This window comes from Marivirga sp., assembly GCF_051117495.1.
In the GTDB taxonomy this organism is placed as follows: domain Bacteria; phylum Bacteroidota; class Bacteroidia; order Cytophagales; family Cyclobacteriaceae; genus Marivirga.
This window is the reverse complement of sequence record NZ_JBNPEF010000018.1, coordinates 92,490-113,182: the sequence shown is the minus strand read 5'-3', so window position 1 is coordinate 113,182 and position 20,693 is coordinate 92,490. Positions and strand designations below refer to the sequence as shown.

At 34.9% G+C, this 20,693-nt stretch carries 13 protein-coding genes; 7 read left to right on the top strand and 6 right to left on the bottom strand.

Features of this window, described 5'->3' with window-relative positions; translation table 11 throughout:
• Positions 1-354: 354 nt before the first annotated feature.
• From ACFE0M_RS10265 to ACFE0M_RS10250, 4 genes are all read right to left on the bottom strand, one after another.
• Positions 355-1,194, bottom strand: coding sequence for a hypothetical protein (locus ACFE0M_RS10265; protein ID WP_434545672.1), 840 nt, complete (start codon positions 1,192-1,194; stop codon positions 355-357).
• A gap of 11 nt (positions 1,195-1,205) precedes the next feature.
• Positions 1,206-3,419 carry a hypothetical protein gene (locus tag ACFE0M_RS10260; RefSeq protein ID WP_434545671.1) on the bottom strand — a complete coding sequence of 738 codons (2,214 nt, stop codon included), beginning with the start codon at positions 3,417-3,419 and terminating at the stop codon, positions 1,206-1,208.
• Positions 3,420-3,430: 11 nt separating this feature from the next.
• Positions 3,431-4,327, bottom strand: a complete 897-nt coding sequence (locus tag ACFE0M_RS10255; RefSeq protein WP_434545670.1) for a TonB-dependent receptor plug domain-containing protein — start codon at positions 4,325-4,327, stop codon at positions 3,431-3,433.
• Positions 4,328-4,632: 305 nt separating this feature from the next.
• Entirely contained in the window at positions 4,633-7,179 is a 2,547-nt protein-coding gene (locus ACFE0M_RS10250) for a M14 metallopeptidase family protein (RefSeq protein WP_434545669.1), read from the bottom strand.
• A 252-nt stretch (positions 7,180-7,431) separates the two neighbouring features.
• Between ACFE0M_RS10250 and ACFE0M_RS10245 the strand changes: the two genes are divergently transcribed.
• From ACFE0M_RS10245 to ACFE0M_RS10225, 5 genes are all read left to right on the top strand, one after another.
• On the top strand, positions 7,432-10,680 hold the full coding sequence (locus ACFE0M_RS10245; protein WP_434545668.1) for a TonB-dependent receptor: 3,249 nt from the start codon (positions 7,432-7,434) through the stop codon (positions 10,678-10,680).
• A gap of 188 nt (positions 10,681-10,868) precedes the next feature.
• The gene (locus ACFE0M_RS10240; RefSeq protein WP_434545667.1) at positions 10,869-11,945 is read left to right on the top strand and encodes an efflux RND transporter periplasmic adaptor subunit; all 1,077 of its coding nucleotides are present in this window, start codon (positions 10,869-10,871) and stop codon (positions 11,943-11,945) included.
• A gap of 4 nt (positions 11,946-11,949) precedes the next feature.
• Positions 11,950-15,009, top strand: a complete 3,060-nt coding sequence (locus tag ACFE0M_RS10235; RefSeq protein WP_434545666.1) for an efflux RND transporter permease subunit — start codon at positions 11,950-11,952, stop codon at positions 15,007-15,009.
• A 6-nt stretch (positions 15,010-15,015) separates the two neighbouring features.
• Complete coding sequence (locus ACFE0M_RS10230) at positions 15,016-16,329, top strand: TolC family protein (RefSeq protein ID WP_434545665.1); 1,314 nt, start codon at positions 15,016-15,018, stop codon at positions 16,327-16,329.
• Positions 16,330-16,389: 60 nt separating this feature from the next.
• Complete coding sequence (locus tag ACFE0M_RS10225) at positions 16,390-16,680, top strand: DUF6787 family protein (RefSeq protein WP_434545664.1); 291 nt, start codon at positions 16,390-16,392, stop codon at positions 16,678-16,680.
• A 62-nt stretch (positions 16,681-16,742) separates the two neighbouring features.
• Here the strand turns inward: ACFE0M_RS10225 and ACFE0M_RS10220 are convergent, their stop codons facing one another.
• Positions 16,743-17,132: an STAS/SEC14 domain-containing protein gene (locus ACFE0M_RS10220; protein ID WP_434545663.1), complete on the bottom strand. Its 390-nt coding sequence runs from the start codon at positions 17,130-17,132 to the stop codon at positions 16,743-16,745.
• 508 nt (positions 17,133-17,640) lie between these two features.
• On the opposite strand from ACFE0M_RS10220, the gene ACFE0M_RS10215 reads away from it, so the two are divergent.
• The gene (locus ACFE0M_RS10215) at positions 17,641-17,871 is read left to right on the top strand and encodes a cytochrome b5 domain-containing protein (RefSeq protein ID WP_434545662.1); all 231 of its coding nucleotides are present in this window, start codon (positions 17,641-17,643) and stop codon (positions 17,869-17,871) included.
• Here ACFE0M_RS10215 and ACFE0M_RS10210 read toward each other — a convergent pair.
• On the bottom strand, positions 17,860-18,996 hold the full coding sequence (locus ACFE0M_RS10210) for a Na/Pi symporter (RefSeq protein ID WP_434545661.1): 1,137 nt from the start codon (positions 18,994-18,996) through the stop codon (positions 17,860-17,862). The genes ACFE0M_RS10215 and ACFE0M_RS10210 overlap by 12 nt on opposite strands.
• A 340-nt stretch (positions 18,997-19,336) precedes the next feature.
• On the opposite strand from ACFE0M_RS10210, the gene ACFE0M_RS10205 reads away from it, so the two are divergent.
• Positions 19,337-20,476 (top strand): hypothetical protein, encoded by a 1,140-nt coding sequence (locus ACFE0M_RS10205; RefSeq protein ID WP_434545660.1) that lies wholly within the window; start codon positions 19,337-19,339, stop codon positions 20,474-20,476.
• Positions 20,477-20,693 lie beyond the last annotated feature (217 nt).

The following is a 20,693-nucleotide window of genomic DNA, read 5'->3' as shown; positions in this document are numbered from 1 at the left end:
GATTTAAACCGGAAAATATGCACTATTTTAACTTAAAAGGGATATTTTAAAAGTCTTAAGCATTTGCTTAACTGATATTTTTATTATGATTAGTCAGCCTTTTTTTGCTCAATTTATATTTGGAAAAATAAGGGAGTGATTAAATAATTGACCCTTGGCTTATTTCTACAAAATTATTTGGGAGGGGATACTTGATAAAAGGCAATAGTTTTGAGAATTTGACAGATGTTTTTTTTGATCTACTAAAATGCGGTAATACCTAACTAACATTCCCAAATAAAATTCCTATTAATGCTATACTTTAAATCAATACCAGAAAAGATATCAAATTGAGTGAAATTATAATCTCATGAATTAATTTTTTGTGAATACGGATTCTCCTCTGAATTCATTGCCCGCATCAAACCAATAAATAGTTAAGGTTTGAGTTTCCGGATCATACATACCGGTAAGTTCTGGATCAACAAAATCAAACTGTCTATTTTCTCCAGGTCCTATCCAGGATAATTGATTACAGTTATCATTATAAATACCCTCTTGCTGGGGTCTAAAACCTATTGCCTCATACCAACCGGCCGATATATCTGAAATTAAATAATTATCATCACCTAGTGGAATTATTTTAACGTTTTCAGCTGTGGCCGTAGAAGGGAAACTAGCTCCATTATCTGCATTTGCAGTCCCAGTCCAGTTATCCTCTGCTGTAGAAATCATTGAATTACAAATGATACTAGATGATAATGCAGTGTTATTAAATTGATAATCATTCCCGTTGATTGTAGAATGAAAAGTGAAAAACAATGAAACTCCGCTTTCCAATTCAGCACTTTGGTTTTGGAAAGCCTGCCTGATATCCTCTATATCTAATTTAATCTCAGATGGAATCGATTCTATAGTAGAAACTATTTTAGGTTCATTTTCTGAAGAATTTAAAGAAGCATAAACATCTACATTTCCATTAAAATCACCTTTGGTCTGAAAAATAAGATCTACATAAGCCCCGTTCGAACTTGACAGGTTAAATTCAGAGGATGTACCAAAGCTTACCTCCAATTTTGCAATTGTGGTATTCTCATTTTTAATAGCGAAATTTTCTTCTGGTTCTAACAATTGACAAGAAGAAAGAAATATAATACTCCAGATTATCAATAGATATTGGCCTATTGTCAAATAATTTATCATTAATTTTTTCATCTCCTTTCCCATTAAAATATTAAGTTAATACCACCTCCAAATGATCTCATTTGCGGAAAATGAAAGTACTGTGATCCATAATACGGGCTTGTTGCATTCCATTGGGTTTCAGGATCAGCATTGGGGAAGCTACTTTTTATCCATAAGTTTCTCCCAACCACATAAATGCTGGCCTTCTTTATAAAGCCATCCTTTCTATTATCATGATTAAAGGTATAACTGATTTTAGCTTCTCTTAATCTAATAAAATTAGTCTTGTAAATATGTGCCTCGTCTATATCGGCCATTACCTCCGACCAAAAATACTCTCCTTTATTGATGACAATATTATTCTCGGCCTCTACATTTGGCACCGTATTCCCATTCCCATCAACAGTATAATATCCTTTTACAGCATCAAGCACAACTCCTTGGTCTCTATCATTAGTGGCTATATCCATTCCATATTCCTTCATAATCTTTGTATTACCAGAATAGGCATGTCCTCCAAATTGGCCATCAAATTGTACATGAAGCGAGAATCCGTAAATTTTGAACTCATTAGATAAAGCCACCCAAAAATCAGGGTTCATCTTCCCTAATTCCTTTGGGTTTGGATCACGAACTGGCATACCAAATGCTGGGTTGGCATTTCCATTTATAAACTCCCTATTGTCAACAATTATTCTATCCTCATTATTTCTCAAAAAACCATAGCCATAAAGAACCGGAAATTCAGAACCTTCAATTAATCGGACCTCCGGGCTTTCGTTATTATTACCCAAATAAATATTACTAATCCCTGTCGCAATTGACTTTACTTTCGATTCTATGGTAGTATAATTCCCGCTAATATTCCATTCCAAATTATTCGTTTTTATTGGACTGATGTTGATATGAGACTCAATACCTTTGTTTTGTATTTCGCCCGAATTTTGAAGTGTATAACTCACACCGGAGCTAGGCGATTGTGGTATGAATAATATTTGATTACTATTGTTTTCTTGGAAATAATTAAATTGCAATCCAATTTGATTATTTAATAATTCTAGATTCAAACCAACGTCCATTGTTTGGGAGATTTGGGGATTTAAATTATCACTCACAATGAAATTTCCTTCCTGAATAGGTAATGGAAATCCTGTTCTTGAAGGAGAAAAATAAGGATTTGATAAACCCATATTAAATCCACTGTTTATACTTTGATTGATATAAGGTACCTGAGCTATTTCAGTAAAACTAGCACTTACTTTTCCGATATTTAGAAAATCATTCTCTTCTATAAGTTGAGAAAAAACAAAACTCAAACCAGCAGTTGGGTTAAAGAACTGGCTATTGTCATATCTAGAATTTGAATTATAATCTTGACGTCCCGCTATGTCAAGAAAAAGAATCTGGTAAAGAGAAAAACTGGCATTTGCATAAAAACCGAGAATCCTATTATTATAATTTGCAGTATCATTTAATTGAATTGAAGTATTATCGATATCCACAGTTCCTGATTCAGTAATGCCAAAACCCTGTTGGACGATGGATTCAGATTGAGTGTCCACAAATTCGTTGCCTAGCAATAAGTCAAATGCCAAAGCTTTTGGATTACCAAATTTTAATTTAAGGTTAAAATTGGAATTTATTTGTTGGTTAACATTCTGGCCATTAATTATCCTTCCTGCCGATGGCGGTACGGTTCTTCCATTAGAAAAACTAGAGCCGATTCCATAAACCTCATTCATCTCTTCTAATAGAAGTTCCGCACCTCCTCTATAATTTAATTCTAACCATTTTGCAGGTTCATATTTCATATAAAAATTACCAAAAGCCTTTTGAGTTAACTCACTGAATTGATTGTTGACCAATGACCATCTGGGATTGTCAGCTCCATCATGATAATATTCTTGTTGATTAGGATCGTTTTCATCTGAAAATGCAGTTCCCCATAGATTATATGTAGGAGGACTTAAAAAACCACCATTCAAAACGCTTGAGCTATTATTACCGCCAACTAATTTTGAAATATCATTTTGCCCCAAATTTGCAACAGCTCCCATAAATAATTTATTCCCTAATTTCAACTCTCCTCTTAATTTACCTGTTATTCTATTCATTCCTGAATTAGGGATTATACCTTCTTGATCGGCATAAGAAAGTGCTAGATTATAATTTCCTTTCTGGTTTCTGCCAGATATATCAAAATTTGATATTGCCGTATAGCCATCTTGAAATAGAGGATTTAAATTATCATTCAATTCACCATCAATTAAATTAGCAATATTTGGTCCCCAAGTATATGGGCTGTCAACAACAGTTTGTCCATCGGTTCCTTGCCAAATTTATTTTGTTGCTCTTGAAGACCAACTACTTGATTGACCAAATAACTTTGCCCCAATTTAATTCTAGTAGAATTTGGTTTTATTTCTTCACCACTAAAAGTAGTTATAATAAGTGCCCCATTTGCCGCTGTACTTCCATAAAGTGCAGTAGCAGATGCTCCTTTTAGAATATTTATTGATTTAATATCTTCGGGATTGATATCATTAATTCTACTGCTATAGTCCATACCACTGGAAAGCCCGGAAAAAGCAGAACCCGAAATCATGGGTAACCCGTCCAATACAATTAATGGCTCATTGTCAATGAAAATAGAATTATTGCCCCTGATACTTAGACTAGCTGAAGAGCCTGGCATTCCGCTACTTTCATTTACATATAAAGACGAAGCTTTCCCTTTTAAAACTGTAGCTAAGTTTTGCGATCCTTTTTGAGCTATAGAATTGGGCTGGAGTTCTTGATAAGTATAAGGTTGCAGGTATTTTCTTTTTTCTTTACCAAAGGAAAAATGAGCGACTTCATCTAATTTACTTCTGATGGGACCTAACTCAACCGAAATAAAAGCTTGATCATTAATTTCTACTTCTTTTCTAGCTTTTCCTGGATAAATGAAAAGAATGAAATTATCATTTTGGGGCACAGAAATTTTAAAATTTCCATCATCATTAGTCATAACGCCTTTACCTGCATTTTTCAACAATACATTCACCCCCTCTAAGGGCTCTCCTGTAATTGCGTCTGTAACCGTTCCTCTTAAGATTTTATTCTGAGCAAAGACAGAAAGAACTGATAAGTACAAGAATATTACTAAAGAAATTCTTTTCATTTTAAAGGTGATCAGTAGTATTTAGTATAATGAACCAATTAATTTATCCAAATATCCCCTATTTAAGTGTTTATATTTTGTTATTTGTGATATACTAAGCTAAATAACAATTCAAAAGTGCGTTAAAAATTATTATATTAATAATTGATTTAATGAAAAACATTACAATCAACTTTTTACTTAAGAGTTTTAAAAAGAATACTAAAGTTACTAAAAATATTTTTATTCTACTTTAGTGTAATTTCTCCAAAATAAAAAAGGACCGCTTTAATACGATCCTCTTGTCATTTCCTAAACTGTAGTATTTACTCCCCTGCTCTACCACTAATAGTCTGACCATAAAAGATAGCATTCATCAGCAATCGATTGGTGCCATACCAAAAAGCCCTGAAATTAGTATTATCAGTAAATGAAATCACTTTACCTCTACCAACTCCACTGACAGTTACGGCTGCAGTTCCTTTTAATTTCTCTGCATTCTCTTCGGAAATATAACCATTCAATAAAGGTGACTGGGTATATCTAATTGGATTTGCATATTGATTTTTAGATTTCTCCATAAATAGAGTGCTATTTCTGAAGATAGGCATTTTCTCCTTTTCCAATCCATAGGTAAGCGGATGAGTTAAATCCAACTCCACCTCAAAAATGGCTCCACCAATTACTTGGGCACCCCTATTATTACCTAAATCTTCATAAGCTTCATAACCAGTGGTATCAGGCTTGCTTTCAACAAATTTCAACTTCGTCATTTTCTGATCGGAAAGCCATTTCGCAGCCGATTTATAGGCAATGATGGTTCCGCCATTTTGTGCCCATTGCTGTATTTTATTCTTTTGGCTCCCAATGTTTCCATAACCCCAGCCATTGGGCATAATCAATACATTATATCTACTTAAATCGGCTCGGCTAAAATCATTAACATCTATTTTAGTAATCGGCATTTCATAATGCTGGTCCATTAAGAACCAAATTTCACCAGCATCATATGGACTAATTCCATCACCAATGATCATGGCAATTTTGGGTTGACTCAAGGATTCGAATGAAGGGCTTCCTAAATTGATTCCGTTGGTATTTCCGGATTTTACAGCATAAATATTTACTGCAGATTCTTCAATAGCCTCTTCTAAAATCTGATAAATTTGAATAGGGCTTTGCTCTTGTTGTTTCACTGGAATCAAAATAGAACCAATATCTAAAGTTTTACCATCTTTTAAGATAATTTCCTTAGTATTTACTTTAGTTCTGATACCAGCTTCTTGTATTTTATATAAAGCTTTTGGGGAGTAGAAATCATGCCATTCCATGATGTAGGCATATTCACTTTTGCCACCTTTAATGTTTCCTTCAGGTCGCATAGTAGCTTCAAATTTCTCACCCAATAATCCGCTATTGAAACTTCTTTTATCAAGGCTTGTATAATCGAGATTAAATGACATTCCCATATTAAAAGCTGAAACATCATAAAAAAGACTATCCGTAAAGCTTGTTCTCACATCAAAAATAGCTTTAATCAACCTGCTTTGATATTGATTCATTGGGATGATATAACTATTGTCCGCTTGAAAACCATTGGTACTTTTAGCCAATTTATGAATCTCAATTTCGTGTCTGTCCAGCATTTCTGCAAAACGATACAATTTAGAAGCATCTTGGTCAGAAACTACCCAAGCTTGTTCATTAGCTTCGGAAGCCATGTTGACCGAGTTTTTATAAAAATCTCTTTGGAAGCCAAGCAGCTCCTCTCGCATTTCATAGCCTGCTTGCAGTGTACTCAATGAAGCTGTAAATTGATTTTTAATAGTAAATGGAAATTTTAAAACGCCATTTACACTTTCTTGTGCATGACCTCTAGAACTTGCCTGCTCAAACAAAATTCCTATTGCTCCTTGCACATCTGGGAAAGTAGATCCTTTTCCATAATAAAAATCATCAAAGCTTTCTTTGCTATAATAAAGCGAACCTATTCTATCTAAAAACTCTGCATGATACTGACCGATTTGCCCGGTTAAATCCTGATTTTTTTGTGGAGTAATTGGATGTGTTCTTTCCGGTATTCCCGGTTGAAAGAAGAAAGTACTATTCGTACCCATTTCATGATGGTCGGTCAAAATATTAGGCTTCCAAGCATGGAATTGCGCAATTCTATTTTGCGATTCAGCTAATTGAACCGGCAACCAGTCACGGTTCATATCAAACCAATAATGATTGGTTCTACCACCAGGCCAAACTTCATTAAATTCTCTGTCATTAGGATCTGTAACTAAATTTTCGCTTTTGTGCATATTCGCCCAAGTGGCAAATCGATTTAAGCCATCTGGATTAAAAGAAGGATCTAATAAAATGACCACATTTTTGAGTTTATCTTCTATATCTGAACCTTGGGCGGCCGCTAAATAGTAAGCGGTTAACATAGAAGCATTACTTCCGCTAGGCTCATTCCCATGAATGGAAAATCCCATCATGATTACCGAAGGCATTTCGGCAACATTTAAATTCGAAGAGAAACTCGGATCAGTTAACAGTTTATGTTCCCTCTTAATTTTATCGATATTAGCCAGATTATCTGGGTGAGTAATCGTCAGTAATAATTGAGGTCGGTCTTCATAAGTTTTGCCTGATTCAATGAGCGTAATTCTATCCGATGCATCTGCTAAGGTCTTCATATAATAGACTAATTTATCATGCGTCACGTGCCATTCTCCTACCTGATGTCCAATTACACTTTCAGGCGTAGGAATGGAAGAATTATATTCTACACTATCCGGCAGAAAGTAGGATAATTTGTTTTGAGCAATGGAACTATTAGCTAAAAACAAGATAAAAATAATGCTTGCTAAATATTTCATATTTAATAGGATTGATTTTGTTTGAAAAACTTAAACTTTAAAGTACAGAAAAATCATGAGACCACCATTCTTTATTGTTTAAACGGCTATTTTATTGTCTTATAAATTAAAACTTAAATCCCTCGATTTTAATATTAACTTAATATTAATTTTCTATCGAAGAATTATAATCAATAATTAATCTTTTTAAAGAGCGATAGAATTATAAGCAGTTTAAATTTGCAACAAATCAAAAAATAAAACTTTAAAGAAATGAAGAAAATTTTACAGAGTTTATGTGGACTAGCGATTTTGTTGGCTTTTGCCACAGGATCGGCTATTGCTCAAGGTACGACAAGTGCAACTATTACAGGAACCATCAAAGATAATAATGGTGAAGCAGTTCCTGGTGCGAATGTAATCGCAACGCATACTCCAACTGGTGCTCAATACGGAGTTGTGTCTGACTTAAATGGTAAATACACCTTACCTAACTTAAAGGTAGGTGGACCATATACTATGAAAATAAGTTTTGTAGGCTTTGATGAGATAAAGCAAAATGATATTTACCTACAACTAGGAGCAAAAAGAGAACTAAATTTTGCTTTTGGAGGTGAAACTGTAGTACAGCTTTCAGAAGTTGAAGTTAGAGGATCTAGACTTTCTACGGGTGAGGAATCGGGTGCATCAACCCAGATATCTCAGGAGAATATTGAAAAAATGCCAACACTTAATAGAGATTTAAATGATTTCACTAGACTAACTCCTCAAGCCAAACAATCTTTTGGTGGAGGTTTCTCTATTGCTGGTATTAACAATAGATATAATGCTATCTATTTTGATGGGGCTGTGAATAATGATGTATTTGGTTTAGCTGCAAACGGTACTAACGGTGGACAAACAGGTGCGTCTCCTATCAGTATTGATGCCATTGAGCAAATACAAGTAGTCATTTCTCCGTATGATGTCTCTCTAGGTGGTTTTGCAGGAGGAGGAATTAATGCAGTTACCAAAAGTGGTTCTAATAATTTTGAAGGTGGTGTTTACACCTATACTCAAAATGAAAGTCTTGCTGGACAAACCAATACTTCATTAACGGAAAGGACAGGTAGTGAACCTGAACCATTAGATGAATTTTCTACTAACTTTTATGGAATAAATTTAGGAGGTCCAATTGTGAAAGATAAATTATTTTTCTTTGTTAATGCCGAATTACAAAGAGAGGAAACGCCATCACCATTTGATCCAGGTGCTTACCAAGGAAATACTTCAATAGCAGACTTAAATGCGCTTGGGAATTATTTACAAGAAAATTATAACTACGATGCAGGTGGATTTGGAAGCACGAGCGATCAATTAGATGCAACTAGATTATTTGTGAAATTGAACTGGGATATTAATAACACTCATAAATTATTATTCAGACATAACTATACCGATATTCTTCAGACTAACAGAAACGGTTCAAGCCAAGGAAGGATTAACTTTAGAAATAACGGGATATCATTCCCATCGGTTACTAATTCTTCTGCATTAGAGTTAAGTTCAAATTTTGGAAGTAATGCTTCAAATAAATTAATTCTAGGATTAACCACTGTAAGAGATGATAGAGATCCAATTGGTCAAGATTTCCCTACGGTTTTTATTGCTGATGGTGATGGTGATATAAGTTTTGGTAGTGAAGCATTTTCAACAGCTAACTTACTAGAACAGGAAGTTTTCACACTAACAAATAACTTCAACTTGTATAGAGGTAAACATACATGGACGTTTGGTACTCACAATGAATTTATGAGCTTTAATAACGTATTTATACGTCAAAATTATGGTTCATATTTTTATTTAAATATCGATCAGTTTTTAAATAACGAAGCACCCACAGGTTATGATAGATCTTATTCTTTAATTGACGAAGGGATTGGTGACGATACTGAAGCGGCAGCTAAATTCAATGCAATGCAGCTTGGATTTTATGCTCAAGATGAAATCGAACTATCAGATAGAGTTACTTTAACAGCTGGGTTAAGATTAGATATTCCTATTCTAACTGATGATCCAGTAATTCATCCAACCTTCAATTCAGAAACATTGCCATTCATAGAAGCAGCAGGTTATGATTTAGAAGGGGCTGTAGGTGGTCAAGCACCTGATGGTCAGCTAATGTTCTCACCAAGAGTTGGATTCAATTATGATGTTTTCGATAATAATAAAACTATTATTAGAGGTGGCTTGGGTATTTTCACAAGTAGAATTCCATTTGTATGGCCAGGTGGAATGTATAACAATAATGGTTTAACTGTCGGTGGTTTTGATGAAAATGACGCAGAAGATGCTGGAGCTCCAGTAAATGAATTCATCCCTTCACCGGCTGACCAACCAAGACTTCCAGTTCCAACTCCACAAGGACAAGTTGATTTATTTACAGAAAATTTCAAATTTCCACAGGTTTTTAGATCTAGTTTAGCAATTGACCATAAGTTAGATGGCGGTTGGTTCTTAAATGCTGAAGGAATTTTCACTAAAAATTTGAATAATGTTTATTACCAAAACATTAATACTGACCCAACTGTTGATTTTCAGTGGACTAATGGGGGAGATGATAGAAATGTATATGTAGGTGATAATATTGACGGAAGGTACAATTCTATTTACTTAGCAAGCAATACTAACGAAGGTTATACTTACACTGTTACTGGTCAGGTTCAAAAGAATTTTGACTTTGGATTATTTGCAAATGTAGCCTATACATATGGTGATGGATTTGCAATCTTTGAAGGCACAAGTTCTCAAAACTCTTCTCAATGGAGAGGTGCTTTTAATGTTGATGGACGAAATTTTGCTGAATACGGAAGGACTGATTTTTCAATCGGTAGCAGAGTAATTGCAAGTTTAAACTATAACGCTAATTGGGGTGGTGATAATAATTTCAATTCAGTTTTTAGTATTTTTTATAATGGTGAGTCTGGACAACCTTATTCCTATACATATGGTTCAGGAAATGCAGATGCAAGAAATATCAATAATGAAAGAGGAAGTACTGGAAGAACTTACAGCTTAGTTTATATTCCTGCTAATCAGTCAGATATTTCTTTAGTGGATATTGAGAGTGGACCATCTGCTGCTCAGCAATGGGAGGCATTAAATAACTTCATAGAAGAAGATGACTACCTTTCTACAAGAAGAGGTCAATATTCAGAGAAAAATGGTGCAAGAGCTCCTTTTGTTAATCAAATCGATTTCAAATTCATTCAAAATTTTGCTTTTGATGCTGGAGGTAAAAATCATAGATTCCAGTTTGAGTTTGATGTTTTCAACTTTGCAAACCTAATCAATAGCGACTGGGGTGTAGTTTACAATAATCCATTTAACTACGAACTTTTGAACTTTGAAGGATATGAAGCTGATGGGACAACTCCACAATTCACTTTTACAGAACCTGATTTAGGTTTAGAGAGATACAATATTGTAAATAGAGCGTCAAGATGGAGAGCTAGAGTGGGACTTCGTTATATTTTTAGATAAGAAAAATTACTCTTAAAATTTTCAAAACCCAACTCATTCATTGAGTTGGGTTTTTTATACCCAATCATCCCCATTTCCTACCGTTTGAGAGAAAGCCTTAACTTTCAGTAACCTTATCGCTTTCAGCAAGTTTTAACTCTTTGTATGTTTATACATTAATTAAGCTTAGATTTTTTTAACATCTTATCATGAACAAAATTATAATTCGGATTATAGCCTCCGTGGCCGTTTTGGCAATTATTATTTATTTGGTTTTCCCTAGCGTTTTATCCTCAGAAAAAGAAAATGCAAATGAAAATCAGGCACCTGCACAAAGCAATACAAAAATTTCCATTGATGCTCAAGTGGTAAAATTCGAAACTTTTGAAAATGACATTGTGCTAACTGGATCTTTATTGGCCAATGAATCCGTTCAATTGGCTAGTGAAATATCTGGTAAAATTGATAATATTTATTTTGAGGAAGGCGAATATGTCAAGGAGGGGAAATTACTGGTAAAAACCAATGTAGCCGATCTAGAAGCCAATTTGCAGCGTCTAAAATTTACTGCTCAGTTAAATGCTGAAACCGAAAAAAGGCAAAAACAACTTTTGGAAAAGGAAGCCATAAGCAAAGAGGAATATGACATTGCTTTTACTAATCTCAAAACTACCCAGGCCGAAATGGATGCTTTGCAAGCTGAAATTGATAAGTCAAGGATCAGAGCCCCATTCTCGGGATATATTGGACTTCGCTATGTAAGTGAGGGGAGCTATATTACGCCCACTTCTCAAATTGCTTCTTTATATAATGTTGATCCCATAAAAGTGGAATTCTCAGTACCAAGCAGATACAGTGGCCTGGTTAAAAAAGGAAGTAAAATTACTTTTACATCAGAAGCCGAAAATAAAGATAGAGAAGCTACAGTTTATGCCATTGAGCCACAAATAGACCCAGTTACACGTACATTATCCGCTAGGGCTCAAGCACCGAATCCGAATAACACCTTGATTCCAGGACAGTTCATCCGGATCAATTTAAGTCTAGAAAACAGGGAAAATGCAATATTGATCCCAACTACTGCTATTATGCCGAAAGCAGATGGTCATACTGTTTTTATTATCAAAGAGGGTAAAGCACATCTTCAAGATGTTCAGCTGGGCGCTAGAACTGCCAATAGAGTTGAGATACTTAAGGGAGTGAATCAGGGAGATACGGTAGCAATTGCGGGTGTTCCTCAGTTGAAGGATAGAGCAGAAATAGACATTAAGAAGCTGGAAAAATAGAGATATGGCATCATTATCAGAAGTAAGTATTCAAAGACCCGTTTTAGCCATTGTGCTATCATTGGTTATATTGATTTTTGGCTTTATAGGTTTTAACTTCTTAGGAGTAAGGGAATATCCTTCGGTAGATCCACCTATTATTACGGTCACGACAGATTATGCAGGTGCTAATGCGGATGTAATTGAATCTCAGATTACTGAACCATTGGAAGAAGCGGTCAACGGTATTGCCGGTATCAGGACAATCACCTCCACCAGTGCAGAAGGCAGAAGTAGAATTACAATCGAGTTTAACTTGAGTGAAGATTTAGAAGCGGCCGCAAATGATGTGCGGGATAAAGTTTCCGGAGCAAGGAGAAGATTACCAGAAGATGCCGAACCGCCTACTGTAAACAAGGCAGATGCGGATTCCGATCCTATTGTTTTCCTGAATATCAACAGTGAAGAAAGAAGTCTTTTAGAATTATCAGCCATAGCTGAAAACACTTTTAAGGAAAGATTGCAAACCATTTCGGGTGTTAGTGAGGTGAGAATATGGGGTGAAAAGCGTTATGCAATGCGCTTATGGATGGATCCCATCAAATTAGCCGCTTATCAATTAACTCCTTTGGATGTTTTAAATGCAGTTGAAAGTCAGAACGTGGAATTGCCTTCTGGTAGTATTGAAGGTGATATGATTGAATTGGTAGTGAAAACGCAGGGTCAGTTGACATCCGAAAAAGATTTTAATGATCTTATTGTAGCTGAAAGCGATAATAGTTTTGTCCGATTTTCTGATATCGGATACGCGGAATTAGGTCCTTTAAACATGCGAACTGTCTTAAAGAGAGATGGAATTCCAATGGTGGGAGTCGTCTTAATTCCACAACCTGGTTCTAACAGCATCGATATAGTAGATGAATTCTACAAGAGGGTTGATAATATCAAAAAAGATCTTCCAGAAGATATCAATTTAGGAATTGGATTTGATCAAACAGAATATATTAGGGAGTCCATCAATGAGGTTCAGCAAACCATCATTATTGCCTTTCTTTTAGTAATCTTTATCATTTTTGCCTTCTTAAGAGATTGGAGAACTACTGTTATTCCGATAGCCACTATTCCAGTTGCTTTAATTGGTACTTTCTTTTTTATGTACCTGGCCGGTTTTTCGATCAATGTTTTAACCTTATTAGGTATAGTTTTAGCCATTGGATTAGTGGTGGATGATGCCATTGTAGTGCTTGAAAACATATATACCAAGGTGGAAGATGGAATGGAGCCAATGGAGGCGGCCAAAAAAGGAGCTATAGAAATTTTCTTTGCCGTAATTGCCACTACAGTAGCCTTAGTCGCTGTATTTATGCCCGTAATTTTCTTGGAAGGGATTACTGGACGACTATTTCGCGAATTTGGAGTGGTAGTGGCCACAGCCGTAATGATTTCTTCATTTGTGGCACTATCATTAACTCCGATGATGAGCAGCAGAATTTTGAAAAAAAGAGAAAGGCATAATTGGTTCTACAGAAAAACAGAGCCTTTCTTTGTATGGCTAAATAATGGATATGCAAGAAGTTTGGATGCCTTCATGAGAGTAAGATGGATGGGTATCATGTTGTTTTTAGGTGCGGTTGCTTTAATCTACGGACTGTTTAAAACGCTTCCTTCTGAACTAGCACCTCTTGAAGATAGAGGGATGATTTCCGTAAGTACCACGGGACCTGAAGGTGCCACTTTTGAATATATGGATGAATATATCAATAATTTGGTAGAGGTCACTATGGACACCCTACCAACTGATGGTTTGATTTCAGTAACCTCTCCAGGCTTTGGCACGCAAGGTACAAACTCAGGCTTTATGCGAATTATGTTAGTGGATGCAGATAAAAGAAAAAAAAGCCAGCAACAGCTCTATGATGAGTTTACTCCAATATTAAATGAGTTCCCTGCTGCCAAAGCATTTGCCTTTCAACAACAAACCATAGGGGGCAGAAGAGGTGGATTACCCATTCAATATGTTATTCAGGCTACTTCTCTGGATAAATTACAAGCTGCCTTGCCAGAATTTATAGAGAAAGCTAGCAATGATCCTACTTTTACTGTGGTAGATCAGGATCTAAAGTTCACCAAACCTCAAATTGATATACAAATTGATAGAGAAAAGGCCAGATCGCTGGGAATTTCTGTAATCGATATTGCTAGAACATTGCAATTAGGCTTAAGTGGGCAGCGCTTTGATTATTTTATAATGGATGGAAAGCAATATCAGGTAATTGGTCAGGTTCAAAGGAATGATAGAAACGCTCCTATTGATTTGAGATCCTTGTACGTGAGAGCTGAAAATGGTCAAATGCTTCAATTGGATAATTTGGTAACATTGGGCGAGAGTTCAACCCCGCCATCGCTTTACAGATACAACCGATATATATCCGCAACATTATCAGCAGGTTTAGCTCCGGGTAAAACTATTGGAGATGGAGTAGAGGCCATGGATGCCATCGCAGCTGAAGTCTTGGACGAAACCTATAGCACATCTTTATCGGGAGCATCATTAGATTATTTTGAAAGTTCCTCTAGTTTATTATTTGCTTTTGGCTTTGCCATCATCTTAATTTATTTGGTATTGGCGGCACAGTTTGAAAGCTTTAGGGATCCGGTAATTATTCTTTTTACGGTTCCATTGGCGGTTGGAGGTTCGTTCTTATCTCTGTGGTTATTTGGTGAAACCTTAAATATATTTAGTCAAATCGGTATTATCATGTTGATTGGCTTGGTATCAAAAAATGCCATTTTGATAGTGGAATTTGCCAATCAGAAAAAAGCTCAGGGCTTAGGATTAAATGAATCCATTACGGAAGCGGCAAAATCTAGATTCAGACCTATCCTGATGACCGCATTATCTACTATTTTAGGAATTTTACCTATTGCATTGGCTCTAGGTGCTGGTTCTGAAAGTAGGGTTTCAATGGGTATAGCCATTATCGGTGGCCTAATTTTCGCAACGGGTCTAACGCTATATGTTATACCATCAATTTATTCGTATTTCGCAAGTAAACGAGCGCGTGTTTCTCGAATTGAATCTTAATTTTTTATGATAAAATATAGAGTATTAACTTTTTTGATGCTTTTTGGGCTTTCACTTAATGCCCAAGATATCAGCCTTAATGAGGCTATTTCCATTGGTATGGAGAAGAATTTCTCCATCAGGACTGCCAAGAATACTGAAAAAGAGGCTGTGATTAATTCTAACTATGCTTATGCGGGATTTTTGCCTGTAATTGATGTAACCGGGGCTCGAAATTTCGATGTTGAAAATGTAGAACAACAATTTAGAACCGGAGACACCAATGAATTGGATGGAGCACGCTCAAATAATTTTAATGTGAGAGGTGATTTGACTTGGACTTTATTTGACGGAACGAAAATGTTTTTGGATTATAAAAGTCTTCAAATAGAAAGAAATCAAAGCCGATTTGAAACCCAAGCAGTTGTAGAAAATACTTTAGGCAATATCATACAATCATATTTTGCATTGGTTTTTGAACAATATCAATATTCCGTTCTGGAATCAGCGGTGGAATTATCCGAACAGAGATTAGAAATTGCTGAAGCAAATTATGAAGTTGGTAAATTTTCTAAAACTGAACTGCTATCTGCAAAAGTGGATCTCAATACAGATAAAAGTAATTTATTAAATCAAGAGGAAATAAAACAACAGGCTAGGGTAGCACTTAATTTGCTATTGGGAGAGGATCCAAATCAAGAACTATTGGCGACTGACAGTATGGAGATTGATGAAAGTCTCCAGCTCAATATGTTAATTGATGATTTGACTGTGAGGAACAAGCAGTTATTGGCATTGATGCAACAAGAAAATATTCTGCAATTGCAAAATAAGTCTGTAATGACGGAATTATTGCCTCAGCTTGATTTCAATTTGGGTTATGGCTATACCAATTTTAACTCACAGGCTGGCTTTTTACTTCAAAACCAATCCGTTGGTGTTAATTATGGCTTGAGTTTGTCGTGGAGGATTTTTGACAGGTTAGACCGGGCTAGAAGAAATCAAACCACTCAAATAGCCATTGATAATAATGCCATTGCTATCTCGGAACTGGAAAATCAATTGACTGGTGACTTGTCTTCTGCTTACGTACGTTATCGAAACAAGCTAGATTTGATTGAATTGGAAAAAGATAATTTGGAGGTAGCAAAAGAAAATGCGACCATAGCCATTGAAAGATATAGGGTTGGGCGCTCCAATGCCATTGAATTGAGGGAATTCCAACTCAATGCAATTGAAGCCGAAAGCAGATTGCTAAATGCCATATTTTTAGCTAAGCAAGCCGAAATTAATCTTCTGGCCATTAGTGGGAATTTACTTAATAAAGACACGGTCAATTAATTCTTGATTTTATTTCACTTTGCTATCGTTTGACTTTAACTTTGGCAAACTCCAAAGTAAATGTTTGAAAAACTAAAACAAAGGTGGAAATTAAAGTCAGGATGGCAAGTAGTGATTGTACTCTTGGTATTTGCCTGCACAGGATTTACAGTGATGTTTTTAAAAGAACCCATTTTGTCATTAATAGCTACAAAAGAAGAGCGGAATTGGGTATTTACTACTATTTATTATATCCTAATTTTCCCGGTTTATTTTTTGATACTGCTTTTTTACGGTTTCATATTTGGGCAAAGTAAATTTTTTTCAGGCTTTGTAAAGAAAACATTAAGCCGATTTAAAAAGAAAAAATAAAGGCAGGGAACCACTCCTGCCTTTTTGTTAACCTAAACTATCACCTGTTTTTATTTAAAACCTTAAGACTTCAACCAAGCCTTGGCGTCTTGTAGGCTATTGAAATATTGAAAATTTAATTTGCCTTTTTGTTTCTCTAAAATATTCTTGGCGGCAAATTTTCTGAATACATCTTTTGAAACCACTACGGCAATTTTTTCTACCTCTTGAGCGGCTTGAGGAATCAAGATTTCAGAAACCCATTTTTGATCCTCCAAAGAAAGCACACTGGCATCCGAATTATTTTGCAACCAATTTTTAATTTGAGGTTGTTTGCATAAATCGTAATTGGCCAACATGGCCGCGCGGTACTCTTCACTTTTTAAACTCCCATGGAAAGTGATCATGGCTGCCTGAACATCAGATTGTTCTTCAATGGTTACTTTTTCAGTCTGTGAAACTAAAGTTGACATATTTTTATAATTTTTTATACTTTGCAAAAATAGTTGACTTTTATCTGAGTGTTTAATTTTAATACACATCAAAGTTACAGAAGTAGGTCTTTTTAACTTTTTGTAAAATTTACATTTTCATTTTTGAAATCTATTTATTTTACAGGCAGGTTAAGTTTAGTTAAGAGCTATAATATTTTATCATTTGTAGATGATTCCGCTTTTTATTCTGAATTATTAACTAATATTTCATGTAATAAAATTTTGTATTGATTAGATTTGAGATTAAATAGTACTTAGGCCAACTTTCTCCTATTACTCAATTGTCGCCAGAAGCTGTGTATTCACAGCTCTAAAAAATATAAGATTGTTTTGTTCATATAGAAACAGGCACAAATCAAGAACATAGGTTTTAACTTGACAAAATTGAACTTGCATGCAACTAAAGAAGAATCCTTAGAGTCGAGCTACTAAAGAAAAATGATCAGATATTGAATAACTTAATGTATGAATCCATATAAAATAATAAATGAAGAAATATAGCATTCAACAGCTTTCTTTAAGAAATGGTCAGGACAAAGATGAGATATGGATTGCTTATAAGGGAATTATTTATGATGTTACCGATTCCAAACTATGGAAAAACGGAACCCATTATGAACATTGGTCTGGACAAGATTTGACTGATGAATTGAAAGACGCCCCTCATACGGAAAAGGTATTTGAAAAATTGAAAGTGATAGGCGAATTACTTCAATGAATCGGTTTTCTGCAAATCATCAAGTTTTTCTTCCCTTTTTTCTTTTTGGTTGTCATCATTTCCTTCATTCCTATTAATTGAAATCAAGGCAAAAGGAATCAAAAAGAAGGTAATGATGATATAAACAAATCCTGCTAACCTGAATTTCATGGCAAGCCTGCCAAATGATTTAGCCATTTTAACAGGTATATTTCGAATAATTGGAAATGGTAGAAAGATCAATACCCCAATCAAATTAAAGAATAAATGAACCAAGGCAATGCTAACGGCCGCTTCTGATTTAAAAAGTGCCGCAATCAATGCTGTAATAGTTGTTCCGATATTAGCACCTAAAATAAAAGTAAAGCTTTGCTTAAGGCTGATTTTACGGGTTGCCACGAAAGGAACAATAACGGAAGTGGTTACGGAGCTACTTTGTACACCAGCCGTAAAAACAATTCCCCAGAAAAATGATCGATATGGGCTACCAAAGAAATATTTTTGTAAAAATTCCCTTGAACCCCCTGTGATTGACTTATATAATGTTTGAGCTAAAAATTTAACAGAGAAAGCTAACAAAACAAATGAGGATATTGCCAAAACTATAGGGTAGGGTAACAAATTTCCAATAAAAAGCACAACGGGTTTGGTCAATAGAAAATATCTAAATTCGTTATCCTGACCAACATAATCAGCACCTAAAATAAAATTGGACGCACCAGATGACAGATTTGTCAATATTCCATAATTATACTCCAAAGGAAATAATAAGGCAACTACGAGAATATTGAAGAAATCATGTACTACTCCAGCTCCAATAGCTTTCCTAAATTCATCTCTATTGGTTATAAAACTTAAGGAGACCAAAGTACTGGTCAATGTAGTACCAATATTAGCTCCCATAATCATTGGGATAGCATCAGAAAACTCAATTGAGCCGGAAGCTACTATGGCCACAATCATGGAAGTACTAGTGCTACTACTTTGGATGATGGCCGTAATAAGCAAACCAATAAAAAGACTGATAAATGGGTTTGAAGTAAGGTTTATGATTGATTCTGCAATATCTTTATTCAATAATCGAAAAGAATAACCAATAAAATCTATTGCTAATAAGAATAAGAATATATTAAATACTATTAACACAACCCTTTTTAAGGTTGATTGCCATTTATTTTCAGTATTTAATATTGGAGTCTTGATTTTTTTATTTTATTTGAGTGTAATTTAAAGTGCAAAATTAACAGCTTAGAGTTGAGTATTGGCATTTGCAAAGTAAAACAATTGTTAAGAATAAAATAGGCTTTCAGTTAACTTAAACTTAACATTCTTTATTTACTCAATTATTAAATTTGAGCTATTATCACTACTGTTAACATTAAAGTAATATAGTTAACAATTTTTTAACTCATTGTTTCATTAAGAATAATTAGCTTTGTACCCGAAACATAATTTTGCCATCAGGCATTTTTGAATCAAATTTTTTATGGCTAAAAAACCATTCTTAAAGTATAACAGAAATACCGTTTCTGAAGTAACCTACAAAACCTTTGAAATAGCAAAAAAAGAAAAGGCTTTCATTACGCTGATTGCAATTTTTACTTTTGTTTGTGGACTTATTACCCCATACCCGCAAATTGCCATGTGGGTTGGCTTTGGACTTGCCGCCTATTCAGCTATTGCCAATGACAGTATTCAAACCATTGGTACATTCATTGCCTCTAATAGTAAAAAACCTTGGTGGATTTTATGGCTTTTCATGGGCCTAATTTTTTTAGCTACCGTATTGTACAGTTGGATTGTTTTTGATGGAGATGTGAGTAGTCAAAGATTATTGACCAAAGGATTTGATAAAGCGCCCACTTCATTTAGTTTTTTACAATTAGCCGCGCCAATTTTATTGCTAGTGCTGACCCGCTTTAGAATGCCGGTTTCCACCACCTTTTTGCTTTTAAGTGCCTTCTCAACCCAGGCATCTTCTATTGGGGCCATGATAGGAAAAAGTTTGACAGGATATGGATTGGCTTTTATCTCCGCCATATTTGTCTGGTTTATTGTTTCCAAGTTTGTATCAAAATATTTCAAAAGTAAGAAGCCCGCTAAATTCTGGACTCCAGTTCAATGGATTATAAGTGGTGCCTTATGGTCAGTTTGGATTTCCCAAGATGCCGCCAATATTGCCGTTTTTCTTCCGAGGAGCTTAAATATTTATGAATTTATAGGCTTTGCCGGCTTTATATTTATAGGTCTGGGGATCTTATTTTTCCTTAAAGGAGATAAAATACAAAGTATTGTAAATGAAAAAGCAGGGGTTACGGATATTAGAGCCGCCACTATAGTGGATTTCGTATATGCTATCTTACTTTACTATTTTAAAGTAATTAGTACAGTGCCTATAAGTACAACCTGGGTTTTTATAGGTTTATTAGGTGGTAGAGAAGTAGCCATTGCCGTAAGCAAAAAAAGATATAAGAAAAGAATTAAAAATTTTAGAAGTGCAAGCAAAATAGTGGGAAGAGATTTCCTTTATGCCACCATAGGACTGGTTCTTTCAGTATTATTAGCGATTGGCGTAAACAAAAAATTCCAAGATCAGATTGTGAATGAATTTATGAATTTGTTTTAATTTTATTCCTACTTTGTCAAGTTTGTTCATTTATCGAATACTGTCAGGTGTATAACAGAGATTTAAATGGTCGGTGTGCCACCAACCATGGAATCTACCCCTGGTCGGTGGCACACCGACCGGAAAACATTAATAATAATTTAAGCAAACCTGACAAGTCACATCCCTATTTATAAACTAGTAAATTAGTAATATTTTAATCGGAATCAAGAGCTGT

Bases quoted from the DNA above. Each gene is read 5' to 3' on its own strand.
- ACFE0M_RS10205 (WP_434545660.1), top strand. From the start codon at position 19,337: ATGGCTAAAAAACCATTCTTAAAGTATAACAGAAATACCGTTTCTGAA.
- ACFE0M_RS10235 (WP_434545666.1), top strand. From the start codon at position 11,950: ATGGCATCATTATCAGAAGTAAGTATTCAAAGACCCGTTTTAGCCATT.
- ACFE0M_RS10250 (WP_434545669.1), bottom strand. From the start codon at position 7,179: ATGAAATATTTAGCAAGCATTATTTTTATCTTGTTTTTAGCTAATAGT.
- ACFE0M_RS10225 (WP_434545664.1), top strand. From the start codon at position 16,390: ATGTTTGAAAAACTAAAACAAAGGTGGAAATTAAAGTCAGGATGGCAA.
- ACFE0M_RS10245 (WP_434545668.1), top strand. From the start codon at position 7,432: ATGAAGAAAATTTTACAGAGTTTATGTGGACTAGCGATTTTGTTGGCT.
- ACFE0M_RS10240 (WP_434545667.1), top strand. From the start codon at position 10,869: ATGAACAAAATTATAATTCGGATTATAGCCTCCGTGGCCGTTTTGGCA.
- ACFE0M_RS10220 (WP_434545663.1), bottom strand. From the start codon at position 17,132: ATGTCAACTTTAGTTTCACAGACTGAAAAAGTAACCATTGAAGAACAA.
- ACFE0M_RS10230 (WP_434545665.1), top strand. From the start codon at position 15,016: ATGATAAAATATAGAGTATTAACTTTTTTGATGCTTTTTGGGCTTTCA.
- ACFE0M_RS10265 (WP_434545672.1), bottom strand. From the start codon at position 1,194: ATGAAAAAATTAATGATAAATTATTTGACAATAGGCCAATATCTATTG.
- ACFE0M_RS10215 (WP_434545662.1), top strand. From the start codon at position 17,641: ATGAAGAAATATAGCATTCAACAGCTTTCTTTAAGAAATGGTCAGGAC.
- ACFE0M_RS10255 (WP_434545670.1), bottom strand. From the start codon at position 4,327: ATGAAAAGAATTTCTTTAGTAATATTCTTGTACTTATCAGTTCTTTCT.